The organism is Pseudovibrio axinellae (assembly GCF_900110875.1).
In the GTDB taxonomy this organism is placed as follows: Bacteria; Pseudomonadota; Alphaproteobacteria; order Rhizobiales; family Stappiaceae; genus Pseudovibrio; species Pseudovibrio axinellae.
In genome coordinates this window covers 217,509-239,817 of sequence record NZ_FOFM01000006.1, presented here as the reverse complement: position 1 = coordinate 239,817, position 22,309 = coordinate 217,509, and the positions used below count along the sequence as shown (strand labels likewise).

Below are 22,309 nucleotides of genomic sequence, written 5' to 3'. Positions count from 1 at the left end.
GTGAGTCCGGCTACTGAGAATGCCTTTGCCCCTGAGAATTTAATGGTTATCGCAAAGGTATAACTTGGCGCAGGCGCGTGGTGGGGGTAGCGTTATGGCTTCTTCGACACCAAATTACCCCTAACTAACTATAATGATACCTCAAGATGTACTGGTGGATTTGACCGTGACGACTGACAAAACACAAAAGAGCATTCCAGAAATAAAGGAAATGCCGAAAGGTCTTCAGGCTTTGATATCGCGGGCCGGAACATCTAAGAGTCTGCCCCCCATCCATTTATGGAACCCGGAGTTTTGCGGGGACCTGGATATGCAGATTAAGCGCGATGGCTCCTGGTATTACATGGGGACCCCAATCCAGCGAGAGGCGCTGGTTCATTTGTTTTCAACCGTGCTGCGGCAAGAGAAAGACGGGAAATTTTACCTTGTGACGCCTGTTGAGAAGATTGGGCTCACTGTGGAAGATGCGCCATTTGTTGCGGTTGAGATGGACATTCACGCGCAAGACGGGGAGCAGGTGATTACCCTGCGCACCAACTGCGGAGATGTTGTTGAGGCAGGGCCTGACCATCCGATCAGGTTTGTCAAACAGGAAGAGGGTGGCGGACTAAAGCCCTATATTGTTGTGCGGGATCGCTTGGAGGCATTGTTCGCGCGGCCATTAGTCCATGAGCTTGCGCCGTATTTACAGGTTCATGACAGTATGGATGGGCGTGTTGTTGGTGTTGAAAGCCATGGCGAGTTTTTCGTCGTCGATATGGCCAGTAATCTTGAGTTTTAAGTGAATTAAATTAGGGTGCACGAGATCTTGTCTGAGTTTACAGCAGAGAATTTTAGGTTACGGGTTCTGGACCGGTTGAGCAGCAGTGCGCACGAACCTGCTGGTGATCATATTCTAAACCCTGATATTGCGGATTATGGTGAGAAACTGGATCAAGTCCGAGAAGCCGCTGTCCTGATTGGTATTGTTGATCGGGGAGAAGATACCTCCATTTTGCTGACACGGCGCACAGAGCACCTGCGTTCTCACGCCGGACAAATTGCGTTTCCCGGTGGGAAAGTTGATGAGGAAGATGAAGGGCCTGTTGGAGCCGCGTTGCGTGAGGCAGAGGAAGAGGTTGGCCTGACTGCAGGACAAGTGGAGGTTGTGGGAGATCTTGGGGACTATTACACGGGCTCAGGTTACCGTATTGTTCCGGTTCTTGCCACTGTCAAACCACCTTTGATCCTTTCGCCTAACCCCGCGGAAGTAGATGAAGTCTTTGAAGTGCCTTTGTCTTTCCTGATGAATCCTGAGAACCATCATAAAAAAAGCGGAGAATTCAGAGGCAAAACGCGCTACTATTATGCCATGCCGTTTGAGCAGCGTTACATATGGGGTGTCACCGCTGGCATCCTGCGCGTGCTTTATAATAGGGTCTATGCCTGATGATACGTATGCTCCTAACACATGGGTTGTTGTTCTTTGTTCCATTTATTGCCTACGCTGTGTGGGTGATGGTGGTTCGCAAGGCGAAGAGTGATAAACGTTTTCGCGATGGTCCAATGTTGTGGTTGAGCATATTTGGCATTGCTCTTGTGATTGCCAGTTTGGTTTTGCTTGCAGAAGTAAGTCGTGCTCCGCTCGGCTCACAATACCGACCTGCACAGGTGATCGACGGTGAGTTTGTTCCAGGTGGGTACGAGACGCCAAAGCAATGACCCAGCTATTGCAGAGAGGCTGGCTGGACAGTGCGGTTGTTCAGCGGGTTTTTGACGTTTTGGAACAGGACGGTGATGTCGCGCGCGCGGTTGGTGGTACCGTTCGAAATTCGCTTTTAGGAGAGAGCGTCGACGACGTTGATATTGCATGCACTGCGTTGCCGGAGGTGGTTTTGGCCAGAGCGCAAGCTGCGGGTATCAAGGCGATACCAACCGGCGTTGACCACGGAACCGTCACGCTTGTTATTGATGGTGTGCCAATTGAGGTCACTTGCCTTCGCGAAGACGTGGAAACGCATGGACGTCATGCAACTGTGAAGTTTGGGCGGGACTGGACAAAAGATGCAGAGCGGCGCGACTTTACGATGAACGCGCTTTATGTGAACCGGAACGGTGACTTGTTTGACCCGCTGGGTGGCGTTGAAGATTGTCTCAACCGGCACTTACGATTTATCGGCGAAGCGCATGCGCGTATTCGCGAGGACTATCTGCGTATTCTGCGGTTCTTTCGGTTTTTCGCAACATATGGGCGCGGCACAATTGATGCGCGAGGGTATGCAGCTTGTGTTGAGTTGAAGGATGGGCTTTCGCATCTTTCCAAAGAACGTATCACCAAGGAAGTGCTAAGAACACTGTGCGCACCGCGAGCGCTTGAGGCGCTTGAGTTGATGGAGCGCGGTGGCATCTTGCAGCTTGTTTTGGGTGAAGATGCTGTGTGTTTCCGGTTTGCCCGCTTGCTAGAGCTTGAGGACCTGCCACGAGCTGCAATGAGCCCGGTTTTGAGGCTTGGAGGTTTGGCGGGGCGTAAGGTCGCGCCATATCTGCGACTTTCCAACGCCCAGACGAAGCAGATTGATAGGGCTGATGATGTTGCCGAGATTTTGCGCAAGTCGGTTGACAAAGGGCAGGACTTAAAAGGCCTTTTGATTGCTTTTGGTGTTGATGGGGTTGTTGATGGTCTTTTGACCGCTTGGATGTACGGTGACCTTTCAACGCAGGCGGAGTTTAGGGACTTGCTGTTGTTTGCTAATAACTGGGAGATCCCTAGTTTTCCCCTTACGGGCAAAATGATGATTTCTGCAGGAATTCCGACTGGACCAGAGATGGGTAAAGCGATGCGTTTGGGGCAGCAGATTTGGGCAGAGTCGGATTACCAGAGCTCTGCTGACTTATTGCTTGAGCAGGTCAAAACGCAGTTGATTTTGGAGGCAAAAAAGCCATGAGTGTTAAGCTGCGTGGCCATCACCTGTTATGTATCCTGACTTTCATTGGCCACGGTTATTCGAAGGGCTTCTCCAAAAATTATAACAGGGTGGTCCAGCGGTTGAACACAGGTGAGCCAGTGTTGCTGGTGGATGGGCCCGATGATATTTGCTCTGCCCTAATCGAGGAGGAAGCCGCCCCGCACTGTTTTAACTGCAGTGTGGTGGAGCGCGATGCAAAAGCTTTGAAAACAGTGCGTGAAATCCTTGATCGCCCGCTGAGTGTGGGAGATGAGCTGGTTTTGACAAGCGGCTTGGTTACTCAGTTGCGCAGTGCTTTCGGCAATGGAGATATGAAGGTGGCTTGCAATGAGTGTGAGTGGGAGCCGTTTTGCAAGGAAATTGCGGAAGGTGGTTATCAGAAAACTCGCCTTCTCTATCCAAAATAGCACTAATACAGACTGTCTCTTACCTGTGTGGTTGGGGTAATTGAGACTTTTGCATCTGCTTAATATGAGCAGAAAACACATATCCCCGTTTCATCTGTGCCCTTAGGTCTTCAAATTTTAAGAGAATGCCCCCATATGGAGGGCTACGTGAATTTAAGCGCAGGTTTAGGGGTAACATGCTTGCATTGAAAAAGTTCCCAAAGTTTCTGACAGCTCTTGTGTTTGCTGTCGGTCTTATGTTTGTGACCACTGATTTTGCCGAGGCGAAACGCGGTTTTAGTTTTGGTAGTCGCGGTTCGCGCAGTTGGTCTGCTCCAAAGTCGACAAATACTGCGCCGAAGACCGCTCCGGTTCAACGTTCAATGACACCAGACAACGGCCCTAAAACGGGTGCTCAGCAATCAAGTGCTGCTGCGGCCTCCAAGGCGGCGACCGGTCAAAAGCGCGGCTTCTTCGGGGGTGGTATGATTGGTTCCATGCTTGGCGGCCTGGCTCTGGGTGGTTTGATAGGGATGTTGTTTGGCGGCGGCTTTGGCGGGGCTGCCGGGATGTTTGGTCTGATCATCCAGATGCTGTTGATTGGTGGTGGTATCATGTTGTTGATGCGCTTTTTGCGTGGTCGGCAGCAGCCGCAACCGGCAGGGGCCAACGGGTACCAGCCGGCCCCCGAAGAAAACCAAAGTTTCTCTTTTAACGATGCAGGAGCGCAGGATGCGCCTCGTCGTTCAGGTTCCTCCGGTATTCCGAATACCGGTTTTGGAGGCACACAGGCAGCTCAGCCAGATGAGACGCCTGTGTTTTCCTCAAAAGGAGATGATGAGCTTGGGGTTACTGCTGAGGACTTTGATGCTTTCGAAGCTCTGCTGACCACGGTCTGGACTGCTTATGGCAGTGAGAACTACGGTAAGATTCGGGAAGTAGCTACTCCTGAAATTATGGGTTATTTCGCGGAGGAGCTGGGTAAAGCAGCCTCTAAAGGCCTTATCAACGAAGTGCACTCTATCAAATTACTTCAGGGTGATCTGAGTGAGTCATGGAATGAAGACGGCAAGGACTATGCTTCTGTCGCGATGCGTTATGAGGCCATTGACGTGATGCGCGAACGATCTTCAAACAAAGTGGTTGAAGGCAATGCAGATGTGCCAGAAGAGCGCCGGGAGATCTGGACGTTTATCCGCGAGGCTGGGGAAGCCTGGAAGCTGTCAGCCATTCAGCAGGCTGATTGACGCGCATACCATAAGTTATAAAAAGGGGCCAAAAAGGCCCCTTTTTTTGTGGTCGCCTGTCGTTGATCTTTTCAGACCTGCGTACAGCTCAAACTGCAACAGAGAGTTTGACGTCAATGTTATTGCGTGTGGCATTTGAATAGGGGCAAACTTCGTGTGCTGCTGCGACGAGCTGCTCAGCTTGCGTTTTGTCCATACCCGGTACAGTCACAGCCAGAGCAATTTCCAGACCAAAACCACCTTCTGAACGTGGACCGATTCCAACTGTCGATTCCACATTTACATCAGCTGGCAGAGATACGTCGGATTGCTGTGAGGCAACGAACTTCATAGCACCTATGAAACATGCGGCATAACCAGCAGCAAAGAGTTGCTCAGGGTTGTTGCCCGCTCCACCTGCTCCGCCGAGTTCCTTGGGAGTAGACAATTGTAAGTCTAGCGAACCGTCTTTGGTTTTTGTGGTGCCGTCACGACCACCTGTTGCGACTGCACTTGTTTGATAAAGAACATTAACTGACATTTGAATTTCCTATTCGCTATTTAAATCGTCTAAGATTAGATCGTGTACGATGTAAATAGAAAAACTTGGAACTGTTGTCAATGGGAGTTTGAATTAATCGTGTACGATTTAATTTGACGCGATTTGAGTTGATGACTAGAAGTGACCGCCAGAATAGTAGTCAAGACTGGAACTGGGCGATGACCAAGAAGAAGCCAGATGAATTTCAAGGTTATGAATTGGATGATCATGTGTGTTTCGCGATCTATAAAGCGAACCACGCCTTTAACCGTTTTTACAAGCCGGTGATGAAAGAGCTTGGCATCACCTATCCGCAATACATCACGCTGCTGGCACTTTTTAAAAAAGACCATCAACGTGTTTCTGAGCTGGGTGAGTGCTTGTTCCTTGAGTCCAACACCTTGACGCCTCTGCTTAAACGCCTTGAAGAAATGGGATATATTTCCAGAACGCGCTCCCAGGAAGACGAGCGGCAAGTCATCGTGAGCCTGAGCGAGACCGGGCGTGGCCTGAGTGATGGCATTATTGACATTCAGCAATGTGCGTTTTCGCATCTGGATACGCCAGCGGAGACGATCCGTCAGCTTGTAGAGCAGCTGAATGAGGTTCAGGCGCATATGATAAAGGCAAAGGAGAAGGTTTCTGGCTGATCATGTCAGCGGACGCTTTCCAAGCAAGCCGCATGTTTTCCGAGAATTGCAAAGGCCCCGACAGATTTCTGGCTGTCAGGGCGCTCTATGGAAATTTCCAGACCGATAAATAGTTCCTCTTACGGGGACTGAACTTTTGCCTGATTTACAAAATTGCAGCAGCGGTTTTTAGCTTATGCTGGCGAGCCCACATGATGCTAAGCGATCCGCAGGTCATGATTACGCCTGCCAGCACTGTGAGCGGATCAGGCATGTGTTGTGGCAGATACCCTGATACGTCGGCAACACGTTCAAACAGCAAGGATGTAAACGGTAGTGCTGCAATGGTTGCTACGTAATTTTGCCCGCCAACCAGACTGATTGCCTGCATGGATAAGAACATGGAAGTGCCGCGCAGTGTGACCCCCACGGCGATAGCCGCGATCCACATCTTAAGGCTCCAGACTTGGCTGAGGTCAATGAGTGGTATGCTTTGTTTCCAGTCCACCACCTGCGGCGTTGTTGTGGCCGGTTCCGTTGCTCCCGTCAAAAGCGATAGTGCTGCTAGAGTGACGAGCATCGTGAAGGCACTAGCGAGCAACATAACACCGCTAAGAGAGGCGCGTTCCTTTAGGCTATCCCCTTGGTTCTGAGGATGAAACTCTGCGATAATCACCGAGGAAACGACTGCTGCTTCGGAGAGGAGCATCAGGTATACAGCTGGATTGGAGAATGTATTTTCCAAAGTGGAGATCAGCAGAACCATTCCAGCAACGATAATTATGTGGCCGGGTAGTTCAAGTACGGATGGTTTGCGGGAGAACAGTAAGACAAACATCAAAGCGGAAAACGGGATCGAGACCAGTCCAAAAAATCCAGCGTTTGCCGCGCTGATGTAAAGCAGGGAGGCCGTGAAACAAGCTGCAGACAGAACACGGGCCACGCCATAGGCCCACGTGTAAGGGCTGCGCAGCGCGATCAGTGTGGTCGCTGAGCTGCCGCTGATGCACACAAGAAACACGCCACCGAACATCAGCTGAATAATGGTGAAGATCCACGGGTCCAAATTGTATCTGACCAGCAAACCCTTGCTGATCACAATAAGAAGCGCCCAACTTACCATTGTGGTAAGGCAGACCATAAGTCCTTTGGGGGTCAAGCTTAGTACTCCTCTCCGACAAATTCGCCGGTGATTTTCAGGCCATCAATTCCAGTGTGGCCGTTTTCCTTGTAGATTCGCCTTGGGTACGCACCTGCATGTTCAGCAATGTGGTCTGCAAGTTGTTCTGAGTGCGTTACCAGCCAGATCTGGCTGCGTTCGGAGGCTTTGGCAATTACTTTTGCAAGTGGCTCAAGCAGGTCAGGGTGCAAGCTGGCTTCTGGCTCATTGAGGGCGATGAAGGCAGGCAGGCGATAGGACAACATAGCCCCGAGAAGCGCCAGATATTGAAGTGTCCCATCTGAAAGTTCCTGGGATGGAAAGGGACGGCGGATTTCTGGTGTTTGCAGCGAAAAGCGACAATCCTGCCCGTTTGCCTCAAGGAGCAGGTTGCTGCCAGGGAAGGCATCAGCCACTGCTTCCTGAAGGAAATATGTGTCCTTTCGGATTTCCTTGAGTGTTGCGAAGACGGCGGCCAAGTCGCTCCCATCGGATGAGAGTGTGGGCGTGGTAATATTGGGACTTGGACGACGTAACTGACTGTCGCGATCCGAACGGAAGGTGTGGTAGAAGCGCCAGTCGGCTAAAGCGCGGCGAACAAGGTCGAGCTCAGGGAACTGGCCACCATCACGAATGCTGGCCAGCGCAGTTTCTGAGGGCAGCAACTCATTGTCATAGGTGACACGGGCGCCGTTACTTGACCTGAGAAAGGCGCTTGGACCTTTTCGCTGCATGAGCACTACAGGTTTCCTGCCGGCCATGAGGGTCAGTGTTTCTTCTCTTACCATTGTTTCAAGGGGAAGAGCAGGATCGGAAATTGGGTTGGGTAGCCCCAACTCAATCTTATAGGAAAGGTCGCCGAGATCAGCGCGCAAAATGATGCGCTTCTTCTCATGGACCTTCAAATCGCCAGCCCACATGACGCTCTCGACGCCACCTTCTTCAGAGACAGCGCGTGTAATACGGCCCAAAGCAGCCTGTTGCAGGAGTTCCAGCGATTTGTAGAGGTTGGTCTTGCCTACTCCATTGTTACCGACAAAAACATTGACGGCGCCAACTCGCATAAAAAGCTTATGAACAGAGCGGTAATTTTCAATACCGATTGCTGAAAGAGGTGGCATAGACATCTGGTGAAACTTTTTTGATATATCTTGGGTAGGTATTGGTTGAGAATAAACAGGTTGGCTGAAGGTTGTAAATGAAAACGGGTGTTTCATGCACTGAAAATTCACGTTTTGTTCTTATATGTCGCCCAAGCAGTTTGGTGCTCAAATTGAAGTTACACTGCTTGTGCCATTGTTTTGTCGCGTATGCTTGGTTTTAAACCAATCCCGGTTTGCGGGAGTACGCTTTAGAGGAAAGTTTCGATGTCTGCTCAAAATTCTGATGGTATGCGCCGCGAATCCGATAGTTTTGGCGTACTCGATGTTCCTATTGACAAATACTGGGGCGCGCAAACAGCCAGATCGCTGATTAACTTTCCTATTGGAAGGGAGCATCTGCCTCCTGCGCTTATCCACGCGTTGGGAGCCGTAAAGCTGGCTGCTGCCAAGGTGAACGTGGAAGAGGGCCGCCTTTCTGAAGAGCTTGGCACAGCAATCTGTCAGGCTGCGCGTGAGGTGATTTCTGGTAAGCTGGATGAGCATTTCCCGCTTGTGATCTGGCAGACAGGGTCTGGGACCCAGTCTAACATGAACACCAACGAGGTGATTGCAAACCGGGCGATCGAAATACTTGACGGACAAGTTGGCAGCAAGTTTCCGGTGCATCCCAATGACCACGTGAATATGGGACAGTCTTCAAACGACACATTCCCAACTGCGATGCATATTGCAGCTGCTTGTCAGATTAATAAGATATTGCTGCCTGCGCTCGAACATTTGCATTCTGCGCTTGAGGCGAAGGTTGCCGCTTTTGCCGATATCGTGAAGATTGGCCGCACGCATACGCAGGATGCGACCCCTTTGACATTGGGGCAAGAGTTTTCCGGGTATACGGCGCAGCTGGAGTATTCCAAAGAACGTATTGAGCAGAGCCTTGTGGGGCTCTATCGCCTTGCCCAAGGAGGGACGGCTGTTGGTACTGGGCTTAACTCAACGCCTGAATTTGCACGAGCATTTGCTGCCCGTGTGAGTGCGCTGACTGGACTCCCATTTGTGACGGCACCTAATAAATTTGAGGCTTTGGCAACACATGATGCAGCGGTGTTTGCTCATGGCGCGTTGAATGCGCTGGCTTGCTCCTTGATGAAGATTGCCAATGATATCCGGTTCCTTGCTTCTGGGCCGCGTTCCGGGCTTGGAGAGCTTACTCTGCCCGCCAACGAGCCAGGTTCCTCAATTATGCCTGGCAAGGTGAACCCGACTCAATGTGAAGCGGTGACAATGGTGTGCGCTCAGGTGATGGGCAATCAGACGGCTATCAGTGTGGCGGGCGCAACCGGACACTTTGAACTGAACGTGTTTAAGCCGGTTATAGCCAATAGCCTGCTGCAATCTATTGAGCTTCTGGCGGATTGTATGGTGAGTTTTGCAGATCGCTGCGTTGTTGGCATTGAGCCGAACACGGATCGTATTGAAGACTTGATGGAGCGCTCGTTGATGCTGGTGACTGCACTTGCGCCAACCATTGGGTATGACAAGGCGACTGAAATTGCGAAGGCAGCTCATAAGAACGGAACGACCTTGAAAGAAGAGGCGTTGCGGCTTGGCTATGTGACGCTTGAGGAGTTTGACAAGGCCGTTCGCCCCGAAAATATGGTCAGGCCGGGCTAGGGCATGTGCGTGTAGCCTGACATTTATTGCCTATGTCCGGCATGTCGCCGCTTGAATGCTTTTGCTGCTCGAACACAGTGTGAGTTGTGTAGCTTACCGACTGCGCGTGGTTAATTATGCGCCAATCAAGAGCACGTTGACATTTTGTGCGTTGTGCTTTTATTGTTTCAAATGGTCGGCAGTTCCCAAGGCGTTGCTGCCCCGAAAGGGGAGCTAAACCTGCCACTTCACTTCAGAAGCAATCGACATTCATGCCCGATGCCGCTTCGTAAGCCAGCAACCACGAAATTTGATGCGGCCAAAAGGATTTTTCAATGTCGAGAGTCCCGGTTCCTTTTAGTTCGCCTGATATTTCTCAGTTTGCGCGCAGTATTGCCCGCCAGATGAAATCCCACGGCGCAGCTCCATCTCATCTGGAGCTGATGAACATGCTTGCCAAATCTTCAGGATTTAAGAATTTCCAACATTTAAAGGCGGCTCATGTTGCTTATCCTCGAGTTGATAACCCGGCTATTGAAGAGAAGATTGATCATCGTCTTTTAGAGAGAGCACTCAACCAATTTGATGAGGTTGGGCAACTGGTGAAATGGCCTGGCCGAAGGCAAGTGCAAGTTCTTTGCCTATGGCAGATGTGGTCTGTGATCCCAGCGGGAACATCGCTCAGTGAAAAGGAAGTCAACGCCCTGCTGAACGGAGCTCATTGTTTTGGAGATCCTGCGCTGTTGCGAAGGGAGTTGTTTGGTCTAGGAATGTTGCAGCGTAATCGAGACGGTTCCGATTATAGGCGGCAGGAGCAGCGGCCTCCGCTGGAAGCGCTTGATTTGATCGGGCGCTTGAAGGCCCGGCGTCTGGCGAGCAATCCTACTCGCGCTGCTCTTTCCTTCATTGTACGGCCTGACACTTAATCTGGAGCACCATGACGCTAGAAAGAAGGCATCCCGATTTGTTGATCGGGATGCTTGTGTCATGTTGAGTGGCTTATGGCCACTTTACCACTGGTGGCATGGAAGACAGGATAGAAGAGACGTTGCCACCTGTTTTCAGGCCAAAGATGGTTCCGCGATCATAGAGCAGGTTGAACTCTACATAGCGGCCACGGCGCACGAGTTGTTCTTCGCGTTGTTCCACTGTCCAAGGCGTCAAAAAGTTTTTCCGCACCAGTTTCGGGTAGATGTCGAGGAAGGCGTTGCCGACGGACTTGGTTAAATCCAGGTCCGCATTCCAGTCACCGGTGTTGTGACGGTCATAAAAGATGCCGCCAACTCCGCGGTGTTCTTTGCGATGTGGCAGATAGAAGTAGTCATCGCACCATTTTCTAAAGTGGTCGTAGTCAGCACCGGGGTGGTTTTCGCATGCTGCTTTCATCGCAGCGTGGAACTCAACGGTGTCCGGGTCTTCATGGGTGCGGCGTGCGCCCAAGACAGGGGTCAGATCTGCTCCGCCACCGAACCACTGTTTCGTTGTAACAACCATACGCGTGTTCATGTGAACAGCTGGGACGTTGGGGTTGTGCATGTGGGCAATCAAGGAGATTCCTGAGGCCCAAAACCTAGGGTCTTCGCTTGCGCCGGGGATTTGGTCTCTAAATTCAGGAGAGAATTCGCCATGCACGCTCGATACGTGGACGCCGACCTTTTCAAAAACGCGGCCATGCATCAAAGACATAACACCGCCGCCGCCATGGCCGCCGGTGTGGTCTGTGCGTTCCCAGGGGGTGCGCTCAAAGCGGCCAGCTGGCTGTTCTGAAAGTGGGCCATCCTGTTCGCCTACTTCTTCTTCCAGCTTCTCAAAAGCTGCGCAAATGTTGTCACGAAGCTGGCTGAACCACGCTGCCGCTTCTTTCTTCTTATCTTCCAGATCAGCTGGAAGTGCATTTATTTGCTCGCTCATCATCCCTCCTGAAGCGCAAAGCCATATTTGGTGCTCTATGTACTGGACGGCCTTGGAGATGTACAGTTATGCGTGCTGCTCGTTCGTCAATTCCCCGCTTTGAAAATGACGGGGTACTCTTCAGGCTTCATGTAGTTTCCATCGCAATTGGGTTTGGAGCGGAACTCGATGAGATGAGGGTAGCCGTCCGGAGTAAACCGGTGAACTTCGTAGGTGCCACAATCCCCTAGAGGATGCCCTTTTGTAAAACTTGTCAGGTCTCCGGTTTTGATGTGCCAGACCCCATTGAAAACGATTTTTGGATCACCGTTGTTTTCGCCGCTGGGGCGCTCAAACGTTAACAGCTGTGCGCTGTCCGGGTTTTTCTCATCTACACGGACGAAGAGGTGGGCGCTATTATAAGGGATGATGGTGCAAGAAAAATCCAGTACCTGCACATCTACGCCAAACTTCATTCGGTAATTGCCATAATCGTCATGGGTTGCCGTCCAATCGCAGGGGTAGGCGGCATTCAACAGCGGGAGGTAGCGGTTCAGATTCTGTCGGCCCATTTCTTTTTGAGGTTGCTTTGCGTCAGCTTGGGCTTGGGATGCAAGAAGAACGGACGACAGGCAGGCGACCAGTATGCTGCGGAATGCTGATGTATCTCTCAATACGGTTTTGAACACGGAAGCCATCCTCTTTGTAACTGCAAACTCTGATTGAGGTTACAAGAGAATAGCCTTTTGCCTCTTACGGTAGGCTGAAAGCTTTTGGTTTACAGGAAGTGATTGTTGGACTGAGAATGACAAAAGGCGGGTAAACGCTCAATCCTCTGCATAATAGATAAGCTGGTAATTGGTCGGCTCTTGGAACTTCCCATCACAGGTGCGCTTCGCGCGATATTCTTGGAGCTTTAGTTGGCCATCCGCTGTAAAGCGGTGCACCTCAAAAGACCCGCAATCGGACAGGCCACGATCAACGGTAAAGCTGGTCAGCGCATTGCGCGAAAAGTCCCAGAAACTGTTGTAGAGGATGTAAGGGCTGATGACGGGCTGACCTTTAGGTCGATGAATTAAAATTGGCTTTATGGCTTCGTCTGTGCCGTTGACCTGACGGATATAAATGCTTGCAAGGTTGTGTAGCCCTACAGTGCAGGAGAATTCCAACACCTGTATATCATTCCCGATATGGTAGAGATTATACCCGCTGCGTTTATGCGCATCATGCCAGTCGCAGGGGTATATTTCGTTGAGTTGGCTTACATATTGGTCCAACTGTGCTTCATCACGCAAATTGGGAGAGAGCACGGGTTCAAGTGGTGCTCCTGCAAGGGCTGTGTGAGGAAGCAAAAGCACGAGTGTCATGCAAAACAGATGAGTAAGATTCTTCAGATGACACTCGAACATTGCAAAATAAACCTAAACTGTGCGAGGCACCGTATTTAACAATGCGCCTAGCCTAGGTTGTACTTGTGTCAAAAGCAATCTGTTTGACGTAGGGCCTCACCCAGAACCATGCCCGTAGATACCGCCATGTTTAAAGAACGCATGCCGTTCTTCATTGGGATCAGTAATCGTGCATCTGCAACTTGATGAACGTCCTCTGGCACCCCTGAGCTTTCTCGCCCCATCAAGATTAGATCGTCTTTTTTGAACGCGAATTGAGTATAGCTCCGCGCTCCTTTTGTGGTCATGAGGATAAGTCTGCGCTTTTCTGCTAGCTGCCAAGCACGAAAGCTCTCCCAGTCAAGATGGCGCTGAAGCTTCGCGCGCTCGATGTAGTCCATACCTGCCCGCTTGAGTGCATGATCTGAAAGAGGAAAGCCTGCAGGCTCGATCAAGTGGACCGTTACATCCATACATGCAGCCAACCTTAGCAGCGTCCCTGTGTTCTGCGGGATGTCGGGTTGGTAAAGAGCGATATCTGGCATATCTGAGGGTGCTCGCTGCTGGTCGTGTTCAGGTTCGTTTATGGAAGCATCACTCGGGCATCTAGAGGAACCCGGTGAAAATCGCCAGAAAAAATGCATAGTTTCTTGAAATATGAGGGGGCGTTATGGGCGAAACCTATTTGGAAACAAGAGGCATGCGTAAACTAGGTGATATATGTTGCGAAAAAGATACACTGCAATCCAAAGTCATTTTCTGGAATATTAGGGGCTAGGCAGCTTTGTTCCTTTATGGGTATAAGCATCTCGCACCGGCTGAGAGCCCTATTCATCTTTGAATATAACTCTCCGAGTTGCTGATCGCCCGATCAGCTGTTTTTAACATTGGACCGAGGGAGACACGCATGAATACTGTATTTGTAGTTATGAACGAACATGTTCTCCCAACTGTTGGCGCATGCAAGACGCATCCCACCAATAGTTCTCGTTGCAATGTTTTCGCTTAAAAAGCGTTTTTCCAACACTCTCATCTAACTCGTATTTTCTCAATGTAACCCTTCAAAGACGAATTGCGTCTGTGGTTGCATGCATATGTTGTCGGAGTATTTCCAATGATTACCTCGTTTATCTGGGCGCAAGTCGCGTCCCGTGACGGCTTTGCAGCTCAAATTCCGGTCGATAACCGCAGTTATTTGCGTTCGGCCCGTCCTGAAAAAAGACTTCTCTCTCAAAGCCTGAAGCATGCTTTCTGGTTCTTGCTGATTAGTGCAGGAGTTGCATTTTTTGCAATTGTTCCAGCACTTTACGCCGAATTGGGCGCTGTAGAGCTTGTTGAATCAAATGGAGTGCGTGAAAACGGCTCTCTATTGAAGGAACGTTTTATCGATACGTTGGTTGGTGCTTTTGCTGTTGGAGTTGGGTTTGCAAGTGTCATCTGGACATTTTCAGGCCCATCGAAAGACAGCAGAGATCCTTACGAAAGAGATGAGTGGTTGCAGTAAGCAACCGCCATTGTTTCCCCGTGTTGATATCGTAGCGTATCCAGTAAAATAAACATCTTACTTAGGATTTGTCATGTTCTCTTATCTTGAGAAAATTATTGACCCATTTAAGATCGAAGAGGTTGAGACTCCACCAAGTAATTTCTGGGGTTTCGTTTGGTACTATACTAAGCCAGTCTCATTTTTGCTTTTGATTGTCGCAGTTTTTGCCGCTGCAATTGCTATTGTTGAAGTTATTATCTTCACATTCATGGGTGATCTGGTTAATTGGCTGAGTACTGAAGACCCTGAGACCTTTTTTGCCGATAACTGGGGGAGCCTCGTATGGATGGGCGTTGTTCTTCTGGTGATCGCTCCGGCTGTTAATATAATTTGGGAGCTATTCTTCCATCAGGGTCTGGTAGGCAACTACCCAATGCTAATTAGGTGGAAGGGCCACCGGCAGTTGCTACGGCAAAGCTTGTCATTTTTTAGTAATGACTTTGCAGGACGTGTCGCCAACAAGTTAATGCAGACATCTCTCGCCGTTAGGGAGGTGATTACTCGTATTGTTGACATATTTGTCTATGTGGTCGTGTATTTTCTGGCTGCACTTGTCGTGCTTGCAGGTGCCGACTGGAGGCTTGCGCTACCTATGGTCGGGTGGTTGGCCTCCTATTTCCTGGTCATGTACATCTTCGTGCCACGGCTTAAGCAAATATCGAAGAAGCAAGCGGATGCACGGTCTTTGATGACTGGTCATATTGTTGATGCTTATACGAATATCTCAACAGTGAAGCTGTTTTCTCATGCTGCGCGAGAAGAGGATTATGCCAAGGGCTCCATGAGTAAGTTCCTGGGTACAGTCCATCAGCAAATGCGCAATGTGACTAAGCTCAATGTTTGTCTGTCCTTCATTAACAACTTGCTGCTTCTGTCTCTTGGAGCAACCTCGATCTGGCTTTGGCAGGGTTCCTTGGTCACGACGGGCGATATCGCGCTGTCAATTGGCCTTGCTTTGCGTCTGCAGGGGATGTCTCAGTGGATCCTATGGGAAGTTGCAGGCCTCTTTGAGAATATTGGTACGGTTCAAGATGGGCTCGGCATGTTGTCCAAGCACACTGAAGTGGCTGATAAAGATGATGCCAAGGAGCTTGTGGTTTCCAAAGCGGAAATCTCATTTGAAGATGTGAAGTTCCATTATGGCAAGGGCAGTGGTGTGCTTGAACAGCTGACATTGTCGATCAAGTCTGGTGAGAAAATCGGGATCGTCGGCAGGTCAGGGGCTGGCAAGTCAACGCTGATGAATTTGTTGCTACGCTTTCATGATTTAGAAGGTGGTCACATCAAGATTGATGGACAGGACATTCGAGGCGTTACCCAGGAGAGCTTGCGTCAGCATATCGGCGTGGTGTCGCAAGATACCTCTTTGCTGCATCGGACCATTTTGGAAAACATTACCTATGGCAAAGATGGAGCTAGCTTTGAGCAGGCGCAGGAGGCAGCACGTCGTGCACATGCGTGGGAGTTCATCTCCGATCTGAAGGACCCAGAAGGGCGCACTGGCTTTAATACGCTGGTGGGTGAACGCGGTGTGAAGCTTTCTGGTGGTCAGCGCCAGCGTGTCGCCATTGCCCGTGTCCTCTTGAAGGATGCTCCGATCCTTGTGCTGGACGAAGCGACCTCTGCTTTGGATTCAGAAGTAGAAGCTGCCATCCAGGGAAGCCTGTTTGAATTGATGGAAGGTAAGACAGTTATTGCAATTGCCCACCGACTTTCCACAATTGCGGCAATGGATCGCCTTATTGTCATGGATCAAGGCAAAATTGTTGAAATGGGTACCCATGAGGAACTTGTTCAATCTCAGGGTATCTACGAGAACCTTTGGAACCACCAATCTGGCGGTTTTCTTGCCCAAGCTGCGGCTGAATAGTGGCCTTACTGGGGAATCAAGAGGGTAAAACTTAAGGTAGTTCGGGGCCAGTTTGCGTCTTTTGGTTCCCGAACTACCCTACTTTTGACTCATGTTTCGGGCTCCAACATGTTGTTGATCCACTGTTTTAGAGCTTATTCCCAAGTTGTCTGCGACAATAAGTCCGCAAAATTTTATGTGATCTGGACAAGTGCGACCTTTGGTGGCAGATAGCATCCATCAATATAAGTGCGTATTTAGCGCATTTTCACCTAAGGGCCTTAACGATCCGCAGATGAACGCCTGGTGTAAACCGGTTTCTGGCGCTGAGCGTGATGTCCGAATAGGTGTCTCTTTCAATAATGTTTCGAGAGGACGCGACCTTGGAACACACGGACACGGCAGAACCGACTCGCCGCGATTTTCTGTACATCGCGACCGGCGCCGTGGGCGCGGTCGGTGTGGGAGCTCTGGCTTGGCCCTTTATCCATCAGATGAATCCGGATGCATCTGCACTGGCATTGGCTTCAGTTGAAGTCGACGTTTCTGCAGTTGAAGTCGGACAATCTATCACAGTCACCTGGCGCGGTAAGCCGGTCTTTATTCGTCAACGTACGGAAAAAGAGATCGCTGAAGCCAACGCAGTGCCAATCTCTGATCTTCCAGACCAGTTTGCTCGTAACGCAAACCTGGAAGACGGTGCTGATGCAAGTGACGTAAACCGTTCTTCGACTGGCAAAGAAGCCTGGTTGGTGATGGTTGGAATTTGTACACACCTTGGCTGTGTGCCGCTTGGTGAAGCAGGTGATTTCGGCGGCTGGTTCTGCCCATGTCACGGCTCTCACTACGACACCGCAGGTCGTATCCGCAAAGGCCCGGCACCAGAAAACATGCTTGTGCCGCCTTATCAGTTTGCTGAAAACGATACGATCGTCGTCGGCTAACCAGACCCCCTCAGGAGGCAGCTATGGCTGGTCATTCTACATATGAACCGCAAAGCGCACCTGCAAAGTGGCTGGAGCGCCGTTTGCCGGTTATCTCGCTTATGCGCGGGAGTTTTGTTGATTTTCCTACCCCGAAGAACCTGAATTACTGGTGGACTTTCGGCGGGATCGCTTTCTTCGTTCTGGTTGTGCAGATCGTAACCGGCATTGTGCTGGTTATGCACTACACTCCAAACGATACTATGGCGTTTGCATCCGTTGAGCACATCATGCGTGATGTGAACTACGGCTGGTTGATGCGTTACTTGCACGCTAACGGCGCATCAATGTTCTTTATTGCGGTGTACATCCACATGTTCCGTGGCATGTACTACGGCTCCTACAAAGAGCCACGCGAAATTTCGTGGATTTTGGGCGTTCTGATCTTCCTGATCATGATGGCGACCGCATTCATGGGTTACGTTCTGCCATGGGGTCAGATGTCCTTGTGGGGCGCAACGGTTATTACTAACCTGTTCTCTGCTATTCCGCTGGTTGGTGAAAGCATCACAACCTGGCTTTGGGGTGGCTTCTCCGTTGGTAACCCAACACTGAACCGCTTCTTCTCCTTGCACTACCTGCTGCCATTTGTGTTGGTAGGTATCGTGATCTTGCACATTTGGGCTTTCCATACCACTGGCAACAACAACCCGGCTGGCGTTGATCCTAAGAGCGAAAAAGACACACTTCCTTTCCATCCGTACTACACGATGAAGGATTTGCTGGCGATCGTTGTCTTCATGATCTTCTTCTCCTGGTTTGTGTTCTACCTGCCAAACTACATGGGTCACCCAGACAACTACATCGAAGCTAACCCGATGGTTACGCCTGCACATATCGTTCCTGAATGGTACTTCCTGCCGTTCTACGCGATCCTGCGCGCTGTTCCAGACAAGCTCGGTGGCGTTATCGCAATGTTTGGTGCTATTGCAGTTCTCTTCGTGCTGCCTTGGCTCGACACATCTAAAGTTCGCTCAGCGACTTTCCGTCCAGTATTCAAAGTCTTCTTCTGGCTTTTCGCTTTCTACAGCGTGATGCTTGGTTGGCTTGGTGCAATGCCTGCAGAAGGTATCTACGTGATCCTTTCTCGCGTGTTCACTGTACTTTACTTCACGCACTTCCTGGTGATCCTGCCGGTTCTTGGCTTGATCGAAAAGACTAAGAAAGTGCCTGACTCAATCAACGATGCTGTGCTGGGTAAGACCGGCCACGCGGCTTAAGAGCGGGAGATTTTGGTATGATGAAAAATCTGATGTTCAAAAGCGCACGTGCTCTTGCAGTAGTTGCAGGGCTTGCTGTTGCCGGCCCAGCATTGGCTGCTGGTGATGGTCCTCATGTTGAAAAACAGCCTTGGTCTTTTGCTGGTCCATTCGGTCAGTTTGACAAGCCACAGGTTCAACGCGGCTTTCAGGTTTACAAGGAAGTTTGTTCTTCCTGTCATGGATTGAGCCTTGTCTCATTCCGTAACCTGGCTGAAGCCGGTGGTCCTGGCTTTTCTCCTGACGAAGTAAAAGCCCTTGCTGCTGAATACACCATTGAAGATGGTCCTGATGGCGAAGGTGAAATGTTCGAACGTGACGGTAAGCCGTTCGACAAGTTCCCGTCCCCATTCGCGAACGAACAGGCTGCTCGTGCGTCCAACAATGGCGCATACCCACCAGACCTGTCTTTGATGGCGAAGGCGCGTGCGGTAACTCGCGGTTTCCCTTGGTTCGTTCTGGACATCGCTACGATGTATCAGGAAAACGGTCCTGACTATCTGTACGGTCTTTTGACTGGTTACCACGAAGCACCTGAAGGTGTTGAGGTGCCAGAAGGCCAGTACTACAACCCGAACTTCATCTCCGGTACGACGCTTGCAATGGCGCCGCCACTGTTTGATGAGGCGGTTGAGTACACTGATGGTTCTCCAATGACTGTTGACCAGTACGCACGTGACGTTTCTGCATTCCTTATGTGGACTGCTGAGCCTCACCTTGAAGCACGTAAACAGATCGGTTTTGGCGTAATGGCGTTCCTGATCCTGTTTGCAGCTCTGCTGTACTTCACTAAGCGCAAGATCTGGAGCAAGGTGGATCACTAAGATCCAGCTGCAAAAATTTAAGAGGGGCCGCCTGATGGGTGGCCCTTTTTTTTGGGTTCAATTCATATCTGCGATATGAAAAATCAGTAATTTTGGCAGAACCTGATAGAATGTTAGAAAAGCGATCTGACGAACTGGGAGAGTACCATGAAGGCGGTTTTGGGCATTATCGGAGGCTCAGGCCTTTACAATATTCCTGGCTTTGAAAATGCGCTGTGGCAGCGTGTTGAAAGTCCATGGGGTGAGCCATCAGATGATCTTCTCATCGGAGAGATCGATGGTCTAAAAGTCGTTTTTCTTCCTCGTCATGGTCGCGGGCACGTTCATTCACCCAGTGCGATCAACTACCGTGCAAACATAGATGCGCTCAAGCGTGAGGGGGTTACCGATCTTATATCGGTCAGTGCATGCGGTTCGCTGAAAGAAGAATATAAGCCGGGAACGTTTGTGCTTGTTGATCAGTTTATTGACCGTACCATCGCGCGTGAGAAGAGCTTCTTCGGGACCGGGTGCGTTGCGCATGTGTCTATTGCCGACCCGATCTCACCCTTGCTGGTTGATGTGGTGGAAGCCTCATGTAAGGCGGCAGGTCTGGCGTATCACCGCGGCGGGACTTATCTGGCAATGGAGGGACCGCAGTTCTCCTCCAAGGCCGAAAGCCACCTCTACCGTTCTTGGGGCTGTGATGTGATCGGCATGACGAATATGCCAGAGGCAAAGCTGGCTCGTGAGGCGGAGATAAGTTATTCCACTATTGCCATGGTCACAGACTATGATAGTTGGCATGCTGATCATGGAAACGTGGACATCAATGCTATTCTCAAGGTCCTGCACGAGAATGTAGATACTGCGCAAAAGCTGGTTCTGTCTGTCGCAAAAAGCCTTCCCAGGGAGCATGAAGAGTGCCCGGTTGGTTCTAACTCTGCCCTTGAATACGCTATTCTTACGGCTGCGGATAAACGTGACCCAGAACTGCTGGCCAAGCTTGATGCCGTTGCAGGGCGTGTTTTACATAAGACCTAAATATGCCTGTGTTTTGTTGGCCTGCTGGCCGAAATCAAACGACTACGCGGAATAAAATATGACCGATACTACCAATGCGATCTCTGCTGAGCTGATCGAATCCATTCGCACCATTCCGAACTACCCAAAAGAGGGGGTTTTGTTTCGTGATATCACGACGCTATTGAGCAACCCTCGCGCTTTCCGTCGTGCAGTGGATGCGCTTGTGCAGCCATGGGCCGGATCCAAAATCGAACAGGTCGCTGGTATCGAAGCACGTGGATTTATTTTGGGCGGTGCTGTTGCTCACCAGTTGTCTGCTGGTTTCCTGCCTGTCCGCAAGAAAGGCAAGCTTCCGTTCAAGACGCTCCAGCAGGACTATCAGCTGGAATACGGAATGGATACCATTGAGATCCATTGTGATGCTGTGAAACAGGGTGAGAAAGTCATTGTGGTGGATGACCTCATCGCGACTGGCGGAACGGCCGAAGCTGCTGTCAAGTTGCTCAGAAGTGCTGGGGCAGATGTTGTTGCTGCGTGCTTCATTGTCGATTTGCCAGAACTGCAAGGACGTGCAAAACTGGAAGCACTTGATATTCCCGTCAGGACATTAGTGGAGTTTCCCGGTCATTGAATGACACATTTATTGATAGCGGCCCGCAATTTTCTGAGGCCTTTAATCACGATTTAGAACTGCTTTTGAAGTGGCGCAGAGATGTACGCCACTTCAAGCAAGACTCTATTGATCGCGAAACTTTGGATGAGCTTTTGCGGTTAACTGACCTTTCCCCCAGTGTTGGCAACAGCCAGCCTTGGCGTTTTATTGAGGTAAGCCTGCCTGAAAACAGAGAGGCAGTGTATCTCAACTTCCAAAAAGCAAACGCAGAAGCTCTTGAGGGCTACAAAGGCGCACAGGCTGAGAGCTACGCATCGCTTAAGCTGCAGGGTTTGACCGACGCCCCAGTGCAATTTGCTGTGTTTTGTGAGCTTGAACCCAAGCAGGGTTCCGGGTTGGGACGTAAGACCATGCCGGAAACACTCGCTTATTCTTGTGTGAGTGCAATTAACTGCCTCTGGCTTGCTGCCAGAGCTAAGGGCATTGGCGTTGGCTGGGTATCTATTTTGGACCCTGAGAGTATCGGCCCGCTCTTTGGGGCACCTGATAACTGGAAACTGGTTGCCTATCTTTGCGTGGGCTATCCGGTTGAAAATAACGAGCTGCCCGAACTTCACCGCACAGGTTGGCAGGCACGTACTGCCACTGAAACCAGAATGTTGAAAGATATTGATCTAGTTAGGCTTTCAGCCAAACAGGAGCCGTCTTCGTGTCAATCCAAGTAAGAACAATTGAACCAGAAGATAAAGAGCAAGTCATTGAGCTGCTCGTGAACCGGTGGACCAGCCCTGAGCAATTGCTTGATGGTGAGATGATAGATGCCTCCACGCTACCAGGCTTTTTGGCCTTAGATGATGGGCGTCTGGTTGGTATGATCACCCTGATTAAGCGGGAGCATGAATGGGAAATTCTGACGCTCGATTCACTTCAGCGCTGGGGTGGTGTTGGTACGGTGCTGCTCGACGGAGCAGTTGATGCTGCACGCCATGCTGGGATTAGCCGGATCATGGTGCGGACCTCTAATGACAATCTGGATGCCTTTCGGTTCTACCAAAGACGGGGATTTTGCCTGGAGAAGGTGGTGCAGGGCGTCATTGATGAAGAGCGTAAGCTAAAGCCTGAAATTCCAGTGACTGGCCTTCATGGTATCCCACTTCGTGATGAAGTGATTTTTGGGCGCGACATCGCAAGTCATCAACCTTAACCAATTTCCATTGGACTCCTGAGCGGTCATCGCTCTGCGGCACTGGTGCCCCGCGTTCCGCAGGCGCGACTGGTGTGGTGAAGTGCGCGTTTTTCATGACCCGATCTTG

25 protein-coding genes are annotated in these 22,309 nt (G+C 50.5%); 18 read left to right on the top strand and 7 right to left on the bottom strand.

The window, feature by feature from the left end:
- Positions 1-133 precede the first annotated feature (133 nt).
- From BMZ51_RS14810 to BMZ51_RS14785, 6 genes are all read left to right on the top strand, one after another.
- The gene (locus tag BMZ51_RS14810) at positions 134-781 is read left to right on the top strand and encodes a DUF1285 domain-containing protein (RefSeq protein ID WP_139201401.1); all 648 of its coding nucleotides are present in this window, start codon (positions 134-136) and stop codon (positions 779-781) included.
- Between the two features lie 27 nt (positions 782-808).
- Positions 809-1,429, top strand: a complete 621-nt coding sequence (locus BMZ51_RS14805; RefSeq protein WP_068006870.1) for a CoA pyrophosphatase — start codon at positions 809-811, stop codon at positions 1,427-1,429.
- Positions 1,429-1,701, top strand: a complete 273-nt coding sequence (locus BMZ51_RS14800) for a DUF6111 family protein (protein ID WP_208979494.1) — start codon at positions 1,429-1,431, stop codon at positions 1,699-1,701. The genes BMZ51_RS14805 and BMZ51_RS14800 overlap by 1 nt, the downstream gene beginning before the upstream one ends.
- Positions 1,698-2,924 carry a CCA tRNA nucleotidyltransferase gene (locus BMZ51_RS14795; protein ID WP_068006789.1) on the top strand — a complete coding sequence of 409 codons (1,227 nt, stop codon included), beginning with the start codon at positions 1,698-1,700 and terminating at the stop codon, positions 2,922-2,924. The genes BMZ51_RS14800 and BMZ51_RS14795 overlap by 4 nt, the downstream gene beginning before the upstream one ends.
- Positions 2,921-3,352 carry a DUF1284 domain-containing protein gene (locus tag BMZ51_RS14790; protein ID WP_068006791.1) on the top strand — a complete coding sequence of 144 codons (432 nt, stop codon included), beginning with the start codon at positions 2,921-2,923 and terminating at the stop codon, positions 3,350-3,352. Before BMZ51_RS14795 ends, BMZ51_RS14790 begins: the two co-directional genes overlap by 4 nt.
- Positions 3,353-3,528: 176 nt before the next feature.
- A complete protein-coding gene (locus tag BMZ51_RS14785) occupies positions 3,529-4,578 on the top strand; it encodes a TIM44-like domain-containing protein (protein ID WP_068006792.1) in 1,050 nt (349 codons plus the stop codon).
- An 88-nt stretch (positions 4,579-4,666) separates the two neighbouring features.
- Here the strand turns inward: BMZ51_RS14785 and BMZ51_RS14780 are convergent, their stop codons facing one another.
- Positions 4,667-5,098, bottom strand: coding sequence for an organic hydroperoxide resistance protein (locus BMZ51_RS14780; protein ID WP_068006794.1), 432 nt, complete (start codon positions 5,096-5,098; stop codon positions 4,667-4,669).
- A 179-nt stretch (positions 5,099-5,277) separates the two neighbouring features.
- Between BMZ51_RS14780 and BMZ51_RS14775 the strand changes: the two genes are divergently transcribed.
- Positions 5,278-5,748: a MarR family winged helix-turn-helix transcriptional regulator gene (locus BMZ51_RS14775; protein ID WP_208979493.1), complete on the top strand. Its 471-nt coding sequence runs from the start codon at positions 5,278-5,280 to the stop codon at positions 5,746-5,748.
- A 145-nt stretch (positions 5,749-5,893) separates the two neighbouring features.
- On the opposite strand, the gene BMZ51_RS14770 is transcribed toward BMZ51_RS14775, so the two are convergent.
- Both BMZ51_RS14770 and BMZ51_RS14765 read right to left on the bottom strand, forming a co-directional pair.
- Positions 5,894-6,886: an EamA family transporter gene (locus BMZ51_RS14770; protein ID WP_068006796.1), complete on the bottom strand. Its 993-nt coding sequence runs from the start codon at positions 6,884-6,886 to the stop codon at positions 5,894-5,896.
- Positions 6,887-6,888: 2 nt separating this feature from the next.
- Entirely contained in the window at positions 6,889-8,013 is a 1,125-nt protein-coding gene (locus tag BMZ51_RS14765) for an AAA family ATPase (RefSeq protein ID WP_068006797.1), read from the bottom strand.
- A gap of 240 nt (positions 8,014-8,253) precedes the next feature.
- Between BMZ51_RS14765 and fumC the strand changes: the two genes are divergently transcribed.
- On the top strand, positions 8,254-9,660 hold the full coding sequence (fumC, locus tag BMZ51_RS14760; protein ID WP_068006800.1) for a class II fumarate hydratase: 1,407 nt from the start codon (positions 8,254-8,256) through the stop codon (positions 9,658-9,660).
- Between the two features lie 314 nt (positions 9,661-9,974).
- Positions 9,975-10,565, top strand: coding sequence for a DUF2087 domain-containing protein (locus tag BMZ51_RS14755; protein ID WP_068006806.1), 591 nt, complete (start codon positions 9,975-9,977; stop codon positions 10,563-10,565).
- Between the two features lie 73 nt (positions 10,566-10,638).
- Here the strand turns inward: BMZ51_RS14755 and hemF are convergent, their stop codons facing one another.
- The 4 genes from hemF to BMZ51_RS14735 all read right to left on the bottom strand — a co-directional run bounded on the left by hemF (position 10,639) and on the right by BMZ51_RS14735 (position 13,462).
- Entirely contained in the window at positions 10,639-11,550 is a 912-nt protein-coding gene (gene hemF, locus BMZ51_RS14750; protein WP_068006812.1) for an oxygen-dependent coproporphyrinogen oxidase, read from the bottom strand.
- 86 nt (positions 11,551-11,636) lie between these two features.
- The gene (locus BMZ51_RS14745) at positions 11,637-12,218 is read right to left on the bottom strand and encodes a DUF1176 domain-containing protein (RefSeq protein ID WP_208979492.1); all 582 of its coding nucleotides are present in this window, start codon (positions 12,216-12,218) and stop codon (positions 11,637-11,639) included.
- A gap of 138 nt (positions 12,219-12,356) precedes the next feature.
- The gene (locus BMZ51_RS14740) at positions 12,357-12,896 is read right to left on the bottom strand and encodes a DUF1176 domain-containing protein (RefSeq protein WP_208979491.1); all 540 of its coding nucleotides are present in this window, start codon (positions 12,894-12,896) and stop codon (positions 12,357-12,359) included.
- Between the two features lie 110 nt (positions 12,897-13,006).
- Positions 13,007-13,462, bottom strand: a complete 456-nt coding sequence (locus BMZ51_RS14735) for a tRNA (cytidine(34)-2'-O)-methyltransferase (RefSeq protein WP_068006876.1) — start codon at positions 13,460-13,462, stop codon at positions 13,007-13,009.
- A 569-nt stretch (positions 13,463-14,031) separates the two neighbouring features.
- Between BMZ51_RS14735 and BMZ51_RS14730 the strand changes: the two genes are divergently transcribed.
- The 9 genes from BMZ51_RS14730 (at position 14,032) to BMZ51_RS14690 (ending at position 22,200) form a co-directional block, all read left to right on the top strand.
- Complete coding sequence (locus BMZ51_RS14730; RefSeq protein ID WP_068006817.1) at positions 14,032-14,421, top strand: hypothetical protein; 390 nt, start codon at positions 14,032-14,034, stop codon at positions 14,419-14,421.
- Between the two features lie 73 nt (positions 14,422-14,494).
- Positions 14,495-16,333 (top strand): ABC transporter ATP-binding protein, encoded by a 1,839-nt coding sequence (locus tag BMZ51_RS14725; RefSeq protein ID WP_068006819.1) that lies wholly within the window; start codon positions 14,495-14,497, stop codon positions 16,331-16,333.
- Between the two features lie 362 nt (positions 16,334-16,695).
- Complete coding sequence (gene petA, locus BMZ51_RS14720) at positions 16,696-17,256, top strand: ubiquinol-cytochrome c reductase iron-sulfur subunit (RefSeq protein WP_068006878.1); 561 nt, start codon at positions 16,696-16,698, stop codon at positions 17,254-17,256.
- Between the two features lie 23 nt (positions 17,257-17,279).
- On the top strand, positions 17,280-18,515 hold the full coding sequence (locus BMZ51_RS14715) for a cytochrome b (protein ID WP_068006820.1): 1,236 nt from the start codon (positions 17,280-17,282) through the stop codon (positions 18,513-18,515).
- 17 nt (positions 18,516-18,532) lie between these two features.
- Positions 18,533-19,378 carry a cytochrome c1 gene (locus tag BMZ51_RS14710; protein ID WP_082825645.1) on the top strand — a complete coding sequence of 282 codons (846 nt, stop codon included), beginning with the start codon at positions 18,533-18,535 and terminating at the stop codon, positions 19,376-19,378.
- A gap of 147 nt (positions 19,379-19,525) precedes the next feature.
- Positions 19,526-20,401 carry an S-methyl-5'-thioadenosine phosphorylase gene (locus tag BMZ51_RS14705; RefSeq protein WP_068006822.1) on the top strand — a complete coding sequence of 292 codons (876 nt, stop codon included), beginning with the start codon at positions 19,526-19,528 and terminating at the stop codon, positions 20,399-20,401.
- A gap of 58 nt (positions 20,402-20,459) precedes the next feature.
- Entirely contained in the window at positions 20,460-21,014 is a 555-nt protein-coding gene (locus BMZ51_RS14700) for an adenine phosphoribosyltransferase (RefSeq protein WP_068006823.1), read from the top strand.
- Positions 21,011-21,721, top strand: a complete 711-nt coding sequence (bluB, locus tag BMZ51_RS14695; protein ID WP_068006825.1) for a 5,6-dimethylbenzimidazole synthase — start codon at positions 21,011-21,013, stop codon at positions 21,719-21,721. Before BMZ51_RS14700 ends, bluB begins: the two co-directional genes overlap by 4 nt.
- Positions 21,706-22,200, top strand: a complete 495-nt coding sequence (locus BMZ51_RS14690; RefSeq protein ID WP_068006826.1) for a GNAT family N-acetyltransferase — start codon at positions 21,706-21,708, stop codon at positions 22,198-22,200. The genes bluB and BMZ51_RS14690 overlap by 16 nt, the downstream gene beginning before the upstream one ends.
- Positions 22,201-22,309 lie beyond the last annotated feature (109 nt).

What these genes read in the sequence shown, in the direction of transcription:
- BMZ51_RS14700 (WP_068006823.1), top strand. Translation starts at nt 20,460, where the DNA reads ATGACCGATACTACCAATGCGATCTCTGCTGAGCTGATCGAATCCATT.
- BMZ51_RS14780 (WP_068006794.1), bottom strand. Translation starts at nt 5,098, where the DNA reads ATGTCAGTTAATGTTCTTTATCAAACAAGTGCAGTCGCAACAGGTGGT.
- BMZ51_RS14740 (WP_208979491.1), bottom strand. Translation starts at nt 12,896, where the DNA reads ATGACACTCGTGCTTTTGCTTCCTCACACAGCCCTTGCAGGAGCACCA.
- BMZ51_RS14755 (WP_068006806.1), top strand. Translation starts at nt 9,975, where the DNA reads ATGTCGAGAGTCCCGGTTCCTTTTAGTTCGCCTGATATTTCTCAGTTT.
- BMZ51_RS14715 (WP_068006820.1), top strand. Translation starts at nt 17,280, where the DNA reads ATGGCTGGTCATTCTACATATGAACCGCAAAGCGCACCTGCAAAGTGG.
- BMZ51_RS14730 (WP_068006817.1), top strand. Translation starts at nt 14,032, where the DNA reads ATGATTACCTCGTTTATCTGGGCGCAAGTCGCGTCCCGTGACGGCTTT.
- fumC (WP_068006800.1), top strand. Translation starts at nt 8,254, where the DNA reads ATGTCTGCTCAAAATTCTGATGGTATGCGCCGCGAATCCGATAGTTTT.
- BMZ51_RS14710 (WP_082825645.1), top strand. Translation starts at nt 18,533, where the DNA reads ATGATGAAAAATCTGATGTTCAAAAGCGCACGTGCTCTTGCAGTAGTT.
- BMZ51_RS14725 (WP_068006819.1), top strand. Translation starts at nt 14,495, where the DNA reads ATGTTCTCTTATCTTGAGAAAATTATTGACCCATTTAAGATCGAAGAG.
- BMZ51_RS14775 (WP_208979493.1), top strand. Translation starts at nt 5,278, where the DNA reads ATGACCAAGAAGAAGCCAGATGAATTTCAAGGTTATGAATTGGATGAT.
- BMZ51_RS14705 (WP_068006822.1), top strand. Translation starts at nt 19,526, where the DNA reads ATGAAGGCGGTTTTGGGCATTATCGGAGGCTCAGGCCTTTACAATATT.
- BMZ51_RS14795 (WP_068006789.1), top strand. Translation starts at nt 1,698, where the DNA reads ATGACCCAGCTATTGCAGAGAGGCTGGCTGGACAGTGCGGTTGTTCAG.
- BMZ51_RS14735 (WP_068006876.1), bottom strand. Translation starts at nt 13,462, where the DNA reads ATGCCAGATATCGCTCTTTACCAACCCGACATCCCGCAGAACACAGGG.
- BMZ51_RS14785 (WP_068006792.1), top strand. Translation starts at nt 3,529, where the DNA reads ATGCTTGCATTGAAAAAGTTCCCAAAGTTTCTGACAGCTCTTGTGTTT.
- BMZ51_RS14810 (WP_139201401.1), top strand. Translation starts at nt 134, where the DNA reads ATGATACCTCAAGATGTACTGGTGGATTTGACCGTGACGACTGACAAA.
- BMZ51_RS14800 (WP_208979494.1), top strand. Translation starts at nt 1,429, where the DNA reads ATGATACGTATGCTCCTAACACATGGGTTGTTGTTCTTTGTTCCATTT.
- BMZ51_RS14790 (WP_068006791.1), top strand. Translation starts at nt 2,921, where the DNA reads ATGAGTGTTAAGCTGCGTGGCCATCACCTGTTATGTATCCTGACTTTC.
- BMZ51_RS14765 (WP_068006797.1), bottom strand. Translation starts at nt 8,013, where the DNA reads ATGTCTATGCCACCTCTTTCAGCAATCGGTATTGAAAATTACCGCTCT.
- hemF (WP_068006812.1), bottom strand. Translation starts at nt 11,550, where the DNA reads ATGAGCGAGCAAATAAATGCACTTCCAGCTGATCTGGAAGATAAGAAG.